Consider the following 16,425-nt stretch of genomic DNA (forward strand, 5'->3'; position numbering starts at 1 on the left):
ATGACGAAAACCGGTACCCTGTGTCACGCCGACTGTGCTTGGGTTCAGGCAGGGCCCAGCTGGGCGGCCTGAGCTTTGTGGGGATTCCGTCCCTTGGGAATGGTCCGGGACGAAAAAGACGTACTTGGTGACGCGGGCGCCGGTCACAGGTGCATAGACGATCTTTGCGATCTGGAAAGCTCTGCGTCTCGGTGCCATTCGCCGTGCGGTAGTCATCCGCAGTCGGGTATCCGAGCGTGAGGTTCGGCGATCCGCGGGCGAGATTGCGCCGTGCAGGGCATGCGCGCCGGCAGTCGGGGGCCCGCGTGGTGGTTCCGCCCTGCTATTTCTGCAGGACTCCGCCGTTTTTGAGGCTGCCCCGCTGGACGCCTGGCGGTCGGGATGAAGACGACGAGGGCGGTGTAGGGCCTGGCCACCCGCCTGACTTCGGCCCGGATGGTGTCGGCTATGACCGCGTAGTTTTGGGTTGATTTTGCTTTTCACCGGACGCCGGTCCGGACGGAGGCCACCGACATGGAGATCTGGTTGTTGGGCGAGGCCTTCCAGTAGCTGCTGGCTGAGGTGATGCTGCCTTGGCGGCGGTGGATGGAGTTGGGCTGCGCGGCGGTCTCATCGGCCAGCTGGGCCGTCACGAGGGTGATGCGAGCGAAGCCGGAACCCCTGATGCGGGTGCGGACTGGGGGCGCCTGTGCACCTTTGGCACAACACCTCTGGCACGGTATCTGATGAGATTTGGGCCATCTGAGGAGCTCGCGAGTTTTGCCGTTCATTGACCCGAAGACGTAACTATTGTTGGCAAAACTACAAGCCACACCAACCATGGCATCATCCCCGTAGCCAAATGTCATTCCTCCCACATATCCATTCGAAACGTAGAGAAAATCGGGCTTCGAGGATAATAGCTGCCTAAGCAGGGCAGCATGCGCCTCCGGGAATTGAGCTGGGTCGCGCCGGCTATCTGGGCCGCGGCCGTCGAGCCGGCCGACGTCCCGATGGTCAGGTCGGCTGTGGTCACGTCCAAACCGGCATCGAACAGGCCGGCGACGACGCCGATCAGCCACGCATTGCCTGTCGATCCGCCGCCACCGAGGACCAACGCTCGCTCACCCGCGGCGCACCCGCCTTGTGGCATCGACCTTCGGCTGATCCTGGCCGGACCCCGGCCGGTCCGAGGCCGTCGTCGAGGTGAAGTGCAGAGTTGAAAAAGGTGTTGTGTTCATGGGAGTCGCCTTCCGCGAATTGCCTGTCGGGCGCTCCCGGTGGCGACTAGCTCAGTCGCGCGATCTTGGACTGCAGGGGAGCACCCACTATGGATACTGCGTTCATGGGTCTCACCTCCTGCCGACGGATCACGATCACGATCACGATCACCGAAAGAATCGCACACCGGCGGCGCGGTGCGCAACGGGCATCAAGTCTGCCGTGCTGTCGAACGCGCCGCCGGCAGCTACACCCTCATCTGTGATGGGCCCGAAAATGCCAAAGGACGCGACTCTTCTGTGGCGTAACCAGGCCCAGAACGCCTACCAATTTGCAGCCAATAGCTGTTTTGCTTCGATTTTCGACGACAAGGCCGGTGTTTCAGAGAGCGTCCGAAAGTGCCCTGGGAAAGCAAAAAGGCCCCCATTTGGGAGCCATGTGATAACCTGCGTCTCTAGAGCCGGAATATCGTTCCTCAGGTTATCACATGAGGTAAAACAGACGTCTCTCACAAATTCAGACGATCGACCGTATCCGGTCGTTCAAACGTTCGGGAACCTACCGCCGGTAGGGTGACAAAACGGCCCTACATCCCAATACTGGCGCGGATTTTGCATCCCACTTGACCCCCACTCGACCAAAACGACCTGGGAGGGGACACCTATATGGAAGGGAAAGTGTATTAACTAGGAAGGGAGGGCCCTCTAGGAGAAGAGAACAAGGGGCCCCTTATATATATCTCTATTTCTGGTCGTTTAAGTAGAGTAGTAGTAGTAGGGGCCCTATATTCCCCGGTATTCCGCGGATTTCCCACTCGACCAACTGGTCGTTTCGTGGTCGATCGGTGGGAGTGGCCGGTAGAGCGGCGAATTCATCCCCGAACGGATCAAATTCGGCCGCCGGCGCCGTTTGGGACCCTGGCCGCACACATGATGAGCATGACCACATCACAGAACCGGCAGCCCAAGGGGATCACCACCGGCGGGCAGTTCGCTCCCGACGCCCACGCCGAGTCGACCCTCCTTCTTGACCCTGCCACCCGCGACGTCATCCTCTCCCCCGGCGACGGCGACACCTTCCCGGAGTTCGCTGACGGGGACGTCATCGAGACCCTGAACGTGAGCCGCTCCGATGACGGGTCCGGCTACTGGATCTCCCCGGCCAAGATTCAAAGGTCGTCCTCCGGCTGCCCGCACGCGGCTCTCAGATGGCATCGGCCACAGGCATACGAACTGCAGCCGCCGTCTTTGAGGCCTTCGTGCCGAGCGGTGAGAGACGCGGAATTGCAATCCCTGAATTACCCGATAGGCTGAGAGCACTTAACTACCCTGAGCGGGACTGGATAACGGACCATCCAGGAGCGTCGCGACGACGGGACCCTGCAGCCATAAGGCCTCCCACCACCAACAACCCCGAGCGGGACTGGATAACAGACCATCCAGGAGCGTCGCGACGACGGGACCCTGCAGCCATAAGGCCTCCCACCCCACGGATAGTCCTCTACGTGGAATTATGCATAGACGCCACCGTGGAGGCCGTTACATCGGTCCGCGGCACGCCGGTAACCGTTTCATGTGGCGCTTCGGTCCTTCCGTAGCATTGAGCGCATGGGTCTTCGAGGTCAGTCAGGCGCATCCTTGGGTGGAAGTGTTGTCCGTACACGGCAGAGGAAGCTGCAGCGCAACAGCTCCCCCTGCCCGACCTGCGGGGCCGGCAAAGGCTCTCCGTGTTTTGACAACACCCCTGGCGGCGGGCTGAGGAAGCTCTCCCGGACGCACCGGGCGCCGGCGGCACCGCAGCGGTCCGGGGGTACCGGCAAGTTGGCCAACAAGACTGTCAGGAGTGCCAGGCAGGCCTACCAGAAGGCAGAGGAGCTGGGACCGATCATCCCTGTCCGGCCGACCCGGCTCAGGATGGACCGGTCACCGCGCCTCGAACCCGGGCAGGTGTACGTGATGCGGGCTGGGTCCGTCTACCATCCGGCCTGGTGCTCGATCGTGGCCGCCAAATGGGACAGCGACCCCGGAGGGTTGCTGCTGATCGCTGAGGACACCGTGGGCGGTCGCCGTGAGTGCAAGGCCTGCGAGGAACCGCTGACCGACTAGACGGCCAGCGCCCCTGCCAGTGTGCTTCCGACAAGGCCCAGCAGGATCAGGACGGTGACGCCTTGATCCTGGGCGTGGACGCAGGCGTGAGCCCCGGGCGGTGTCGTGGCCAGACCCTGCCCGGTGGACATGTTGTGCGCAGCCGTGATCGGCGCCGTTTTCTGCCCCTCTGAGTGTCAACGTCGGACCCGTCGGATGACCCCCAGCAGGAAGGGCGGTCTCAGATAAAACGAACACGGCAGCGGCAAGGCGATCCGCATCCAGGCCGCCGGTGGTCTGCGGATCGCGCTCTAGCCTGATCCTGGCGCTGCTCCGCGCGGTGTTCGATGTGCCTGACGAAAAAACCGGAAATTCCCTACTCGAACACGCTCTGCTTGAAGGCGCGAATTGCCTCGATTACCGGGGCTGCACCGTCGATCAGGTACACGTCGATGGGTCGGGCACCCAGATACGGCTCCTGACCTTCCAGCCAAAGCCTGGCCTGCGCGGGTGTGAACGCGCTGTACAGGTGGCCCACCAGAGCATCCAGGTCGGCGAGCTGTGCGCGGTTCTCCTCGTTTGGAGCATCCTGCCCGGACACCCACCGGCCGGGCCTGTCCTTATTAACACCGAGCAGTGCTGCCACGGCGTTGTTGCCGAGCGCGTTCACCAGGCGCTGCGTGATGGCTCTCGGACCGTAGTCGGGTGCGTCTTTCAAGCCGGCCAGGTTGACCGTGACCGTCTTAGCCGACGCCTTGCCCCGGCGCGGGGCAAGGCGGGGCGAGACCTTGAACCCCTTGGGCAAAAGAATGACGCCATTCCGCATTTTGACCGGGGTCTCCCGGCCGTCGCCTTTCAGGATGACGGTGTGCTCCTCGGCCCGCGGCTGCCTTTCCATGGCCAAACGCTATCTGTTGGGTGAAGCGACCGGAAGATCCTCGACCTTAAGGACCGCCCATGAGATCGCAGACGAAGACGCCGTCCGCGGTGCGGATCGAAATGGAAGTCACCACACTGTCCCCCGGCGGCGGGTCGGCGGCGTAGACGTCGGCGCCGCCGGCGGTCTTACCGCGCACGGTCAGTCCGTCCAGGGTCCGCCCCGGCCACGGCTTGGCGTCGGGCCCGCAGTTGAACTCGCGGTCATCGTACTGGACCTTCGACGGCACCTCTTTCGGCGCGAGTGTCCAATCCGAGGTCAGCAGGTGGACCTCCCACAGCCTGACCCCGACCGGGACCAGGACGATTACCAGCATGGCAGCCAACACTGCCGACAGCCCACGCCTCACTTTTCCCCCAATGTCAGTTCTGGCACCTGTAACAGGTCAATCATGGCGGTAGCCGGACCATGACCCTGGTCCGGCTACCAAATAGTGCAGCGGTGGTGATCTTCCGCAGGCGCGAGGCCCGACCGGGCTTTAGTTGCCCGCAAGCGTGAAGGAACTCCAGCCGCTGGTGAAGGTCTGGCGCGGGGCCCAGGAGCTCTTGCCGGTCTGGTAATAGTGCAGGACGCCTGCGATGTCCCGCGCCATCAGACCGACTGAACCGTGCGGGCCTGGCACTGAGATCGTCCGGATGGAGGTCATGCTGTTCCATCCACTGCCGATGGTCGCGCGGGTCTCGGAGATGAATGAGCCGCCACCGCTCGCCCGGTACAGCTTCATCTGGCCGGCAGCGTTCTTGGCAACGACGTCGTTGTTGCCGTCCTTGTCCCAGTCCAGCAGGTTGAAGGACAGTCCGTTCCAGAAGGCGCCGATTTTCACCCGCGGCGACAGGTTCTTTCCTGAAGGGTTTCCGTAGTTGAACAGCTCACCGGTGGCGTTGTTCCTGGCAATGATGGAGGGGTACTTGTCCGTCCGTTTCCACTCGCCAACGGTGATCTCATAGTTCTGCCAGCCACTGCCGATGGTGGAGTCCGTGAACCCACCGGTGCTGATCCCCTGGCGGAAGGTCAAGGTGCCGTTCTTGTTCTGCACGATCAGATCCGGAACCACATCAGCGTTCCAGTCGGTCACGAAGAACGCTTTAGGGAGTGCGGCCCCAGCCGGTCCGATGGCGCGCCGCGCCGCCGTCTGCAGCCCCTGAGACACGGAGGTGTAGGACCAGAGGGTTCCGCCGGCGTCGTACGCAACGACATTGGCGGTGGAGTCAATCGAGAAGTTCCAGTTGGTATGCGGCGTTCCTGCTGCTTGCGCGGGCAGGGCGGTGACCGCTGCGAGGCCCAGGGCAAACGCGATTGCTGCGAATCCGGTCCTGGTACGAATTGTCCTTTTCATGTGGCTGCTGAGCCTTCCCCCATATGTTCCGATAGATACACTTGCTGAGTTTCCGCCGCATCCCCTTTGGTTACACATGACAACAAGAATTTTCTGTGTCGTCAGCAGCCGCCAAGAAGGAACATGCGCAGATTACTCGCGTGCCGGCAGAGTCCCATTCTCGACGTACCGTGAACGGGCCGCTGCCCGCTTCGGCCGGACAGCGTCTTTAGGGGCAGGCGCACCGTCGTAAGTCTTCATGTACCTGTAGAGCGTCGCCTTGGACCAGCCCACCGTCTTGGCAGCATGCGCGGCGGTCTTGCCCTCGGCCATCAGCCGGCGCGCCGTGAGGACCCGCTCTCGGGCGACCGATTCCTCCATCGGCGCCGGCCCAAACCGGACGCCGCGCTTCTGGGCGCTGATCACTCCGGCCCGGACCCGCTCATTGATGAGCTCGCGTTCGTACTCGGCCAGGGTTGCCATGATCGCCAACTGCATCCGCCCCTGGACGCTGGTTGGGTCCAGGTTGTCCATGATCGAGTGGAGCCGGACGCCGCGGGACGTGAAATCGTTGACGGTGTTCAAGACGTCGATCACGGATCGTCCGATGCGGTCCAGCCTCCAGAAGTACACGTCATCGTCTTCGCGGGCGTAATCCATCAGGGCTTTCATGCCGGGGCGCTCCTTCGCTTCCCTGGCCCCGGAGAGTTCGTCGGTGAAAATCCGCTTCGGATCCACACCGACAGAGATGAGCGCCTCGATCTGCATGCTGGCATCCTGATCGGAGGTGGAGATGCATGCGTATCCGAGTTTCACCGAAAGCTCCTGTTGTCGCAGTCCGGGTTTCTTTGAGGACATCTGAGACAACAACTTGTACCGGCTTGGTGAGACATTCTTTGCCTCCGAACGGCGGAAAAACCGGCAGTGGAACAAAAGTGTTATGACCTATAGTTCCTGAGACGCACGGCCAGGCGCACACCTTTCCGCGCCTTCGTAGGTCAGTTCGGCAGGGTCGGCAGCTTCAGCAACTCGTGGAAGAACCCCGACAGCACACCTTCAGCTTTTCTACGGTCCACGAATTCCTGGCCACCGAACCGGTACACTTCGTACCCATCCAGCCGCAGCCTTCGATCTTCGGCCACCATTGAGGCGTACAGGTCGGGCCGGGGACCCCTCGCGTCCGAGTAATGCTGCTTGCCGTCCAGCTCTATGACGACACGGCGACGGTTCGGTAAGAGCAGAAGGAAGTCCATCCGCTGGCGGACCAGCGGGCTGCCTTCCCTCTTGCTGTACGGGTCGTAGTGCAGGTACACCTGCGGGATCAGGGCAGGCAAGTCGAAGCCGTGGGTTCTGTAGAGGGCGCAATAGCTGTCGAAGATAAGCTTCTCTGCGGCGTTGTCACCCATGGACAGCTTGAGCCGGCGGTAGAGGTCCCTGGCGACTTCCGGCTCGGCGTCGTCCGGGACCTTTTCCGTCTTGGCCCACCAGGCGACGAGAGCTCGCCACGTCAGCCCCTCAGGGGGAAGGGCCCTGTCGTAGACGAGACAACGGTCGGCGTGCTCAACGATCTGGATGTCGTTATTAACAGCGTCCCGCAGTACGATCCTGGGCTTGGGTCCGTCCGCGGCGAAGATGAGGTTCTTCAGCTCCCCCGCGACGCCGCCAGCCCCCACCAGTGTGAGGAGATGCTCAAGTTCGTCTGACGGGTAATCCTCATGCACTTTGTGCCCAAGGGAGATGAGCTCATCGAGCGTGAGCCCGTTCAGCTTCTTTTCCACATATCGGGACTTGCCCGACCAGGGGTCCTCACTTTCCCCTGCCAGTTCGAGCCCGTAGCGGATGCATTCTTCGGCTACCTCATAGGCCTTCGCCTCCGAAAGCGCTCCGGCGATGGCACTCCGCAGGGTCTTCACGGTTGCTTGCCGGGGTAGCTCGCGGGCCGCTGGGCCTTGGAGTAGTCCAGCGAGGACGTCAAGGGGGTTGCCAGTGGCGGGGCCTGGGTGCGAAGTCACATGCCAAGTTTCCCAGCGCATGTGAGGATTCCTTCGCTCGCCACGGCAGTGCCAGGTTTCGAGATGCTGAAAACCATGGACCCACCTAGACTCTGGGGACGCTGGGTACCCACTCTTTATCCTTCGCTTCGTCGGCCAGTGCTGATTCCCGGTTGGAGGCAGAATGCCAGCTTTCTGCTGCGCTTACCCAGGCGCTCGGGTACGCTGCAGGGTCCTGGAGGATGAGGCGCGTGATCCTCGCATCCGCCGGGGACCCGACATGCCCGAGTGTGACGGGACAGTCAGGCCCGAGCGCGGCTAAGGCCCGCACCAGATGGTCGCTGAATCCGTGAACCAGCCGGTAGGTAACGGCCTCGGCGACGCTCCAGTTGTGAGGCGCCGGCGAGGCCATCTCCAGGAGCTGCTCATCACTCAGGGGCTCCAAGGGGTCGCCATCGTGGTCGGCCGTGAAGTGGGATACGACAAGTGCCACGCGATTCGACAAGTGCGCAGCGGCAGCGAGGACCTCATCACTGAGCCGGCGCGGAATACGGGTTGCCCCAAGTCGGCTTGTTGACGTGGCAAAGGCATGAAAGTCGTCGTCCGATGCATCCGCCAGGATACCGGCAACATTCACCAAATGTTCCTCCACGATACTGTCATCAGCCGTCGCCAGGAGGGCAAAGGCCCACGTCCGCCGTGAAAGAGAATCCTGGTACTTCTCATAGTTGGCTTCCCACCATCCAGCCTGCGGCTTCTTGCGAAGGGCCATGACAAGAGTCCCGTAGTCCACGTCGGGACCGAAAAACTTTCCGTCCCTGTCGGCCGAGCCTTCAGGTTGCGTATCCCGGGTGGCGGCTCCAATGACTGCTATGTCCGCGGCAAGCCAGCACGGACCATGCAGCCGGGCCAGTTCCCGTGCCGCATTCTGCCAAGGCTCCGTGGTGCCTCTCTGACCCATCGCCTGTGATCGCGCCGCCTGCTGAAGACGCCTGTACCGGTCATCCTTGGCGACGAGAGACTTGAAGAACTCTGATCGGGGAGGACGGTCCGTCTGCTCGGTCCAGAAATGCCGGGAGGGAACGAGCGTCCCCTCCCGGTCTTCGCCGGCAAGGCGGATGAACCAAAACGGCCGCATGCTCCGGAGCAGGTAGCCCGCCTGGCTTGTGCTGGTGGTTTCCACCTCGGAACACCAGCCATCGAGGACTGACCGGAGGAGCCGGGTGTCTTGGTCTGCCCCCCACTCAGGTGATGCACCTGCCAGCAGAGCGGAACGGCAGGAGTCCGCGTCGATTAGTCCGAGTCGCTCCGTTACGGGGTGACTAAGCCCGGGGACTCCAAAGGTGCCACCGACTTCCAGCCAGGCAGACTCCAGGCGGGTGCCGAGAGCAGCCTCTGCCTTCGGGCGCCACCATGCTGCAAAGGACTTGGCGTCGGTCAGGTGGTGCTTGCGCAGCATGGAGACGCGCGTGAGGGAGATGTGAGCATCGGGCGCCCGCTCAACGCTGTCCATCAATGCCGACGCCAAGTCGTCCCCGCCAGACGTTGCCGCCAGCCTTGGAAAGCTCGTCCCGCGAGCCTCGGGCGAGGTTGCCAGTCTGACCGTAAGGTCATCGGTAAGCAGCTTGGCGACGTCACGCTGCACCGCCTGCTTATTGGCAAAGATTCCGTCACTTAGCAAGGTCCAGACTGCGAGGCGTTCCTGCAGAGGATGCGCCCCGTCGGCCAGTGCCTCCTCCAAGCCATACCTCAAACTGGCCAGCTCGTTTGGATTGGCAAAGCCCGCGTAAAACCTGGCAGTGTTCATCCAGTAGTTCCGCTTGATGAGTTCCTTCAGTACGTCGGATTTTGGAAGCGGATCGCGGCGGTCCTGCCCAGCCCATTCGGCGAGGAACTTCGCAGCGAAGTATTCCCGGACGGGCTGCACGGCAAACTCGAAGGTCCCTTCGGACTTGCTTGTGAGCGCCCAAAATCGGTCAGTTACGGCCTGGAAGAGATCCTCAGCACGGTCAGCTGGCCCACCGGTTCGACGGAAGTAGAGAAGCAGGGTGTCCTGGATAGCCTGCAGCGTCATGCGGTCGGCCCCCCGCTCACTCTCGACTCCGGACTGCATGTGCCATCCGAGGAAGGACGTTACTTCAATGACGTGCGGAACATGGTCTCGATGGATCTGCTGCTTGTTCACCTCTCGGTCCATGAATGTAGCCATGTAATCCGTATACAGAGGCGTCCTGTTTATCGGCACAGCATCACCTTTCCTGCTTATCAGGAACAGCAGGATCGTCAGCTGCATCGGGTTGTCAGCGAGCTGGGCTACATGGTCGTAGGTCGTCCGCTCCTCAAAAGTGCGTCGCAGCTTCTGAAGCGCCAGGCCTCGGATCCCGTTCACGTCCGTCCAGCGCTCGACAAATTCCCGCTGCAGCTTGGCATCCAAGGGGCACAATTCAAGGGTCTGGAACTTCTCCTTGTCCGGTTCAGGCAAGCTTGCGGCGTTCGGACGTGCCGTCACGAGGATCTGGAAACGGCGCTTTGCCTCAGAACGGCCCATTCTCCACGAGAATCGATCGATCTCTTCCAGAACCATTTTTCGCAGGCGTGGATCACCGACCTCGTCTAGACCATCCAAGACAAGCAGGCTCGGATATCTCTCCAGGAGGCTCTGAAGCTGCTCCACCGTCACACGCCGGCCGCCACTGTGGAAGGTGCAGAGAGCCACCAAGAACAGCTCCAGGGAACGCTCGTCCCTGCGCCGATCGCGGGCCCTGCGGGTGATTTCTTCTTCGCCAAACGGGTCTCGGCCCGAGAGCCACAATGCGTAGTCGCTAAGGTCGACTCGGAGGGGCAGTTTAGGGTCGGTGACCGCCGGCAAGTCCGTGGCGGCCGCGAGGTCAGGTTTGATTGAGGCTCTGTGAATCTGGCAGAGGTACTGGCCAAGCGTGGATTTGCCCTGACCTGGAACACCAAGAAGGTATGTCAGCGGAAACAGGGAGTTCAGCAAATAGGCGACGGCGCCGGTGGCCTCCTCTAGGTCGTCATGATCTGCAAAGAAGCGCTCCTTTGAAGAACCTGGCTGTGGGACCTTTCGTGCCTGGACGTCTACGAAAAGGTCGGCGATGTCTATCCGATCCATGTCGAGCTGGGAAAACTTTATCTTCGAGTCGTCTCCCCACTGTGAAGCCATAACTTTGAGGATTGTTTCCCTCATCTCATGCGCCGCGCCATCCTTACTGGCGCCAAAGATCAGGTATCGGATCGCTTCCGTCCCGGCCAGCATCTCCTGGTAGGACCACTTCAGCGCATCAGGCGCTGAGTCCACTTCGGCGTCGATGTCTGCCTGCCACCAGCACTCCACCGGAATCCCGAATTCCTTGCTGAACTCGTCGAGTGACACCTGGAGTTTTTGCATGCTGCCGGTGTCATTTCCGGTGGTTGTACCGGCAACAGAGGTCATCAGGATGTAGCGGGAGATGCCCTTCTCACGCACCAGTTCCAATATCCTTGGGCGCTCACCCTCGATGGTGGTCTTCAGCCACGTGTGGGGGTTCTGCTGGACCTTGCTGGACCACTTAACCTGGTAAATGATGCTGCCGTCAGAGATGGCATCAATACCCCCGTCGGACATCCCCACGGGGAAGCATCTGACGGGGTCGTATTTCAGGCGAAGCAGTGCCCCGCACAGTTGCTGGAAAGAACCTTCACTGAGCCGGGGGTACAGGTACTTGAACGAGTTTCCCGGCTGCTCCGAGGCGGCCCGCGGAGCCCGCCGAGGGCCGGATTGCTGTTTTCCCCGTGACGCCCGGACAACCGGCCGGGGCGCGCCAAGGGCCGTCGCGAAGGGATTCGATCCTGGTCGCGGCCTACCGGGAGTTCCTGAGTCCATGGGGACCATCCTGCCGTATTTCCACTCGCCCTTACCTCTCACGCTGCCCGACCCGTTCCACGCGTGTCCAAGCGAAATTGTCTATTGACATACAGGCGGGCCACCGTGGTCGAATCTCTCCCAAAGCCGGAAACCCGGCTCTTAACTATGGGGGTAACGGGACAATGCTGCTGACAGCCATGCTCGACGGGAGCCGGGTCGATGCCACCACGTACACAGGTGCGGCGTGGTCCGAGCTGCAGGAGTCCGAGGAGCGGAAACGGCTGGTCATGCCGCTGTGTGGCATCCGGGCGGTGGCCAAGAGCCGCGGCGCGTCCACACAGTACTTCGCCCATTACCGGACGGCCGAATGCAAAGCTGATCATGGTGGGGAGTCACCTCAGCACCTTGCAATGAAAACGGCGCTGCGGGACCGGATCAACGCGACCGAACGATGGCATGCCATCGTCGAATTCCCGCATCCTTCGCGGGAATGGACCATTGACGTCCTGGCGGAATCCGATGACAGGAAGCGTCGAATAGCCTTCGAGGTCCAGCTCTCTTCGCAGGCCCCCGAGAGATACCAGCACAGGAGCCAGCGCTACTTCAACGATGACGTGTTCCCCGTCTGGATCGTCCCCCGCCGCCTGGAGTACAGCCGGATTGAAATACCGTTGGTCGTGACGGGCTTTGGAAAGAGCTCGGAAGTCCCTGAGGACCCGGTGGCGTTGATGGACCTGGCTGTCACCACTGATTTCCGGGATGAGGCTACCCTCGGCGCCTTGGTGGACAGCCTGCTCCGACGCGGCCACGGATGGCAACATGGCAGCCCTGCCGTGCAGATCGCCAGGCTCCAACGAGAAGAAGAGCGTGCGGCCCGGGCACGGGACGAGGAAAAACGTCGCCGGGAAGCCCTCGAAGCCCGCATCGAGGAGATGAACAGGAACAGCGCGCCGCCCGAAGCAGCCTTTGGCACGCATACTGTTCACACCGAGGACGGCCCGTTCGTCTGGGCAACGCTCAACCAGTGCTGGAGCTGCGAGCACCCCATGGTGCTCTGGAACGCGGAGTCGGCCAAACCTGGCCGCACCTATTCAACAGCCCCGGCCCTAGTCGTCAGGCGCGAAGTGGGGCTGAAGCGGTACGAGAACCACCCGGACGTCCACAAGGTCGTCAATACATGGATGCGCGCCACCCGTTGCGATGTCGAGAAGGCCAGCATCCAGCCACGGCGCAGCAAGCAGAAGGCCGCCGAATACAGCGCGTTCGTCTGCCCCGAATGCGATGCGCTGATCGGCCAGATGTTCATCTCCTGCGTCAGGACCGAGAAGTGGTCCCTCATCAGCGCCCCGCTGCTGAAAAAGACCGAAAGCCGCCAGCCAACCAACTTATCCGCTGGCAAGGAAGATCCGCGAAAAGGTAAGCCGGCAAGGCAGAAGCCGCCCGCAGCCACGCCTGCACCAAGAGCGTACTACGGACGGCCAACCGTCCCAGAAGAGCTGCAGACCGACCGGAAGAAAACCTTCGCCGAGCTCCATTCACCGGAAGGGGTTGCCGAAGCCCGGCGCAGGTTCATGGGAACGCTCTAAGCTGGGCAGCCTGATCAAGCGGCCACAGTAACCGAGCCTGGATTACGGGGACATAGGTCTGCACCGCCGGTAGTCTGCTGAGGACCGAAGACGTCGAGAACTTCCCGGGGGGAGCAGGCAGTATAGTTCCGGACACGAGAGCAGCTCGGTTATTAAGGGGGAAGCGTGGGTCTCTTCGGCAGTTGGAAGCGGTCAGCGGGCTGGCACGCCACAGAGAACCCCGGGGTAGTCCGGTTCTTCGATGGTCAGCGTTGGCATGGATACGGGCGACTCACCGCGCTGGATGCGGAGGGCCCGCTGCCGTTCACCGTGGAGGCTCAAAAGCAGAGAACGATCGACGAGCTGGCCGAGCAACAGGACAAGATCGAGGCGAAGCTTCGGGAGGCGAAGGCCACCTGCGAAGACCTGGGCCGGCAGCGTTCCCAACTTGAACGGCAAATAGCCCATCTGCGCGAAGACCATGCCGAGGCCGCTCATGAGAACTTCCTGCGTGAAATCAACCTCCGGGGCTTTCCCACTGCTGCCGACGGCTCAGCAAAAATCGCGGAGGCAATCAAGGAGGTTCGCGCCCGGGCACGACAGCTCGTCAAAGACGGCAAGGCGATCTCCACTCACGACAACCTTGCTGAGTTCTTCGACACACACAGCGGCGTTGACGGCCCAATCAGGAAAGTGCTGCGCAAGGACATCACAACGATGGTGCTCGGCATTTTCAATGCTGAGTGCGAAGCAGCCACTCGGGCAATGCGCTCTATGACGAGTCTCAGCTCGGCCTACAGCCGGATTCTCCAAAGCCATGAAAAACTACACGCAGCGACGTTGGCCATCGGGGTGAGCATCTCCCTGGAGTATCGCGACCTAAAACTCCAGGAGAGTCACCTCGTTTGGGACCATTTGGTGGCCAAGGCCAAAGAACGGGCCGAAGCCCAGGATGCGCGTGATCGGCAGCGGGAGGAAGCCAGGGCGCAGGCAGAGTACGAGGTCGCCCTGGATCGCTTGGAAAAGGAACTTGAGCACTATCTGAACATGCTGGCAACCATGCGGCGCCAGGGTGACGCCGAAGGAATCGCGCGGTTCGAAGGGCTGATAAAAGAAATCAACGGCCGGATCGCCGCCATCGAGGAGCGGTCAGCCAACATCCGCGTCGGTTACGTTTACGTCATCTCCAACATCGGCAGCTTCGGCGAGGGCGTCGTAAAGATAGGCCTCACCCGGAGGCTTGAGCCCATGGACCGGGTGCGCGAACTCAGCAGCGCGTCGGTGCCATTCCGGTACGACGTGCACGCCATGATCTTTTCGATGGACGCAGTCAGCCTGGAGACCAAGCTGCACCAGCACTTCGACGGGCACCGCATCAACGGGATCAACCGCCGCCGTGAATTCTTCCGTGTCACTCCGCACCAGGTCCTGGAAGCACTCAAGGCCCACGAGGCTGACATTGTGGAGTGGATAGAGGACCCTGAAGCTGAGGAATATCGTCTGACGCTGGACCAGGTTCAATTGGAACTTGAGGATTCTGACGCCTGACACACTTTCCGGGCGCCAGCTGTGGGTTCGCCACTGCTGATCGCCGGGAGCATACTGAGGCATGACCGACACCGATGAATTCCTGGCCTGGGTAAGGACGTCCCTGTACGAGGCGGAGCTGGCCATCCACAACGGCGACGCTGCACCCAGGCGGGCGCTCTGGTCCCGCAACGAGCCGGTCAGTGTCCTGGGTGCCTGGCGCAACGCCTTCGGGCAGCAGGAGCTCGATGATCTGTTCACCGGCCTGGCCCGGCAGTTCTCCAACTGCACGTCGTACCGGTTTGAGCTGCTCTCCTACGACGTTGTGGGCGACATGGCGTACACGGCCGGCTTGGAGCACACCACCGCGTCCGTGGACGGTGAACCTCGGAGCTACACGCTGCGGGCCACCCAGGTTTATAGGCGCGAAGACGGCAAGTGGAAGGTCGCTCACCGGCACGGGGACACCGTCACCGCATAGCCGACCCCTAGTTCAGGTTCATGCCGAACTGCCGGGTCAGGAGCGCCCGCTTGTAGTGGGCTTCTGCTGCATCGACCTGTGCGGCCGGAGCGCTCGGCGAGAAGACCTGCAGGATGCTGAACTGGAAGTGCTGCCGGTGCCGGGCGTCGGCGGCTGCCAGCTCCCGGAGTGCGACGTTGCCGCCGTGGCCGTTACGGGCGTACTCGCTCCAGCGGCCGAAGAAGCGTTCGGCGCCGTCGGCCTTCCCCACGTACAGCCGGCCGGTGCTGGTGTCGGCGATGAGGTAGATGCCCTGCACGGAGCTCAGAGCTGTCCGCCATTGAACATACCGGTCGTCACTTATGACGGCCTGGAGTTCGTCGAAGCTGACCAGGAGCGAATCGAACCCCGGGAAGGGCACGCTGGACGGGTCGGAGATCTCGACGACCGTCATGGATGTTGCCTGGTCGCCCGTCTTGGCCCAGTTCACCGCGTCCTTGGTCCACTCGATCACGAGCCGGTCCGCCAGGGCGGCGAACACCGGGGTGGGCCGGAGGTCAAAGAAGCGGCGGTCCTCGGTGCGTTCGGCAAGCACTTCACCGTGGTTCTCGTGCGCGGTGATGAAGCGGGCGCGCCGGCCGGTTGTGGCGAGGAAGTTCAACCAGTACCTCGGAGGCGTCGCGGGGAGCTTGCTGTTGCGGATGCCCTGTTCCCGCACATACGGCAGCAGGCTGGGTCCCATCGCATCCGCCCGGGTTCTCAGTCCGTCCGGCTTGAGCGTATGCCGGATGACCTGCACGTCCTCTGGCGCCAGCCCGGCAGCCTGGAAGAGATGCCGAAGGCTCAGTTCCCCTGAGTTGCCTTTATTCATGCCTTGCCTTCGCTCAGTCCTGCTGTCCGGTCGCCTCCAAGGTCGGGTCTGCGACTGCGCCAGGACATAAGAAGGCTGCCCTCCTCGCCGGCACTGCACGGTCCAGCACAACACCCAGAAGGGCAACCTCAGCCATCCTATGAGTGGCGGCGCCCGGGATACGAATCGGGGACGTCGGTGGACCCTGCCACATCGTCCGGAAGCTCTGCTCCCCCGCTCAACTCCAGTCCCGCTGGGGTGTTTCCGCTGGTGAGAACCCTGTGGGACTGCAAATAGCCGTCCGCGACGAAGCGGACAAGTGGACTGCTGTCCTGGCCCAGGGCGCCAAGGACCTCCCGGGGCACGTCTGGGTTCATGGCGACGAGAATAGCCAGGTCGACGCTTCGACCGGCGAGTTCGACGAGCAAATCCTGTGGTGTCGCGCCGTTGAAGGCGACTACCTGACGGACCTGGTCGTCGGCGTCGCCGGCAAGTAAGCGCAGGACGGCGGCTGGAGTGTTCGGGTTGGCAGCCACGGCCCGGCGCACCTGAGCACTCCTTCGTTCGCCTCCAAGCATCGTCAGCAGGTCGGCATCGGCGGCGGGGCTGAAGGCGACGTCCATGCGCACCTCCG

At 62.2% G+C, this 16,425-nt stretch carries 15 protein-coding genes and 2 pseudogenes; 6 read left to right on the forward strand and 11 right to left on the reverse strand.

Translation table 11 applies throughout. The features are described from left to right. Nucleotides 1-479: 479 nt before the first annotated feature. A complete protein-coding gene (locus tag B1A87_RS22890; protein ID WP_185982266.1) occupies nt 480-632 on the reverse strand; it encodes a hypothetical protein in 153 nt (50 codons plus the stop codon). A 311-nt stretch (nt 633-943) separates the two neighbouring features. Then, nucleotides 944-1,220 (reverse strand): annotated as a pseudogene (locus tag B1A87_RS24600) (patatin-like phospholipase family protein); the annotation flags it as partial. Nucleotides 1,221-2,138: 918 nt separating this feature from the next. Here B1A87_RS24600 and B1A87_RS22895 point away from each other — a divergent pair. Together B1A87_RS22895 and B1A87_RS23685 are read left to right on the forward strand one after the other, a co-directional pair. Further along, the gene (locus tag B1A87_RS22895) at nt 2,139-2,513 is read left to right on the forward strand and encodes a hypothetical protein (RefSeq protein WP_185982267.1); all 375 of its coding nucleotides are present in this window, start codon (nt 2,139-2,141) and stop codon (nt 2,511-2,513) included. A gap of 507 nt (nt 2,514-3,020) precedes the next feature. Continuing rightward, entirely contained in the window at nt 3,021-3,305 is a 285-nt protein-coding gene (locus B1A87_RS23685; protein ID WP_260680725.1) for a hypothetical protein, read from the forward strand. Here the strand turns inward: B1A87_RS23685 and B1A87_RS23690 are convergent. The 7 genes from B1A87_RS23690 to B1A87_RS24905 form a co-directional block, all read right to left on the reverse strand. Further along, nucleotides 3,302-3,436 (reverse strand): hypothetical protein, encoded by a 135-nt coding sequence (locus tag B1A87_RS23690; RefSeq protein WP_260680726.1) that lies wholly within the window; start codon nt 3,434-3,436, stop codon nt 3,302-3,304. The two genes, B1A87_RS23685 and B1A87_RS23690, sit on opposite strands and share 4 nt — an antisense overlap. Nucleotides 3,437-3,660: 224 nt before the next feature. Continuing rightward, complete coding sequence (locus B1A87_RS07065) at nt 3,661-4,182, reverse strand: hypothetical protein (RefSeq protein WP_139362809.1); 522 nt, start codon at nt 4,180-4,182, stop codon at nt 3,661-3,663. A gap of 46 nt (nt 4,183-4,228) precedes the next feature. Beyond that, nucleotides 4,229-4,537, reverse strand: a complete 309-nt coding sequence (locus B1A87_RS07070) for a hypothetical protein (RefSeq protein WP_078028220.1) — start codon at nt 4,535-4,537, stop codon at nt 4,229-4,231. A 162-nt stretch (nt 4,538-4,699) separates the two neighbouring features. Then, nucleotides 4,700-5,557, reverse strand: coding sequence for a hypothetical protein (locus tag B1A87_RS07075; protein ID WP_078028221.1), 858 nt, complete (start codon nt 5,555-5,557; stop codon nt 4,700-4,702). Nucleotides 5,558-5,689: 132 nt separating this feature from the next. Then, nucleotides 5,690-6,352, reverse strand: coding sequence for a recombinase family protein (locus B1A87_RS07080; RefSeq protein ID WP_260680727.1), 663 nt, complete (start codon nt 6,350-6,352; stop codon nt 5,690-5,692). Nucleotides 6,353-6,534: 182 nt separating this feature from the next. Beyond that, nucleotides 6,535-7,449, reverse strand: coding sequence for a hypothetical protein (locus B1A87_RS07085; RefSeq protein ID WP_139362816.1), 915 nt, complete (start codon nt 7,447-7,449; stop codon nt 6,535-6,537). A 3,369-nt stretch (nt 7,450-10,818) separates the two neighbouring features. Continuing rightward, nucleotides 10,819-10,947, reverse strand: a complete 129-nt coding sequence (locus B1A87_RS24905) for a CxxxxCH/CxxCH domain-containing protein (RefSeq protein ID WP_078028225.1) — start codon at nt 10,945-10,947, stop codon at nt 10,819-10,821. Nucleotides 10,948-11,586: 639 nt separating this feature from the next. On the opposite strand from B1A87_RS24905, the gene B1A87_RS07100 reads away from it, so the two are divergent. The 3 genes from B1A87_RS07100 to B1A87_RS07110 all read left to right on the forward strand — a co-directional run bounded on the left by B1A87_RS07100 (nt 11,587) and on the right by B1A87_RS07110 (nt 14,962). Beyond that, nucleotides 11,587-12,975 carry a competence protein CoiA gene (locus B1A87_RS07100; protein WP_260681027.1) on the forward strand — a complete coding sequence of 463 codons (1,389 nt, stop codon included), beginning with the start codon at nt 11,587-11,589 and terminating at the stop codon, nt 12,973-12,975. A gap of 165 nt (nt 12,976-13,140) precedes the next feature. Then, on the forward strand, nt 13,141-14,502 hold the full coding sequence (locus B1A87_RS07105) for a GIY-YIG nuclease family protein (RefSeq protein WP_139362810.1): 1,362 nt from the start codon (nt 13,141-13,143) through the stop codon (nt 14,500-14,502). 61 nt (nt 14,503-14,563) lie between these two features. Further along, nucleotides 14,564-14,962, forward strand: coding sequence for a nuclear transport factor 2 family protein (locus B1A87_RS07110; protein ID WP_078028228.1), 399 nt, complete (start codon nt 14,564-14,566; stop codon nt 14,960-14,962). A gap of 7 nt (nt 14,963-14,969) precedes the next feature. On the opposite strand, the gene B1A87_RS07115 is transcribed toward B1A87_RS07110, so the two are convergent. Further along, nucleotides 14,970-15,812 (reverse strand): GIY-YIG nuclease family protein, encoded by an 843-nt coding sequence (locus B1A87_RS07115; RefSeq protein WP_078028229.1) that lies wholly within the window; start codon nt 15,810-15,812, stop codon nt 14,970-14,972. A gap of 260 nt (nt 15,813-16,072) precedes the next feature. Between B1A87_RS07115 and B1A87_RS23700 the strand changes: the two genes are divergently transcribed. Next, nucleotides 16,073-16,288 (forward strand): hypothetical protein, encoded by a 216-nt coding sequence (locus tag B1A87_RS23700; RefSeq protein ID WP_260680729.1) that lies wholly within the window; start codon nt 16,073-16,075, stop codon nt 16,286-16,288. A gap of 12 nt (nt 16,289-16,300) precedes the next feature. Here the strand turns inward: B1A87_RS23700 and B1A87_RS24910 are convergent. After that, a pseudogene (locus B1A87_RS24910) lies at nt 16,301-16,414 on the reverse strand (hypothetical protein); the annotation flags it as partial. Between the last annotated feature and the right edge of the window lie 11 nt (nt 16,415-16,425).

Source organism: Arthrobacter sp. KBS0703, from assembly GCF_002008315.2.
GTDB lineage: Bacteria > Actinomycetota > Actinomycetes > Actinomycetales > Micrococcaceae > Arthrobacter.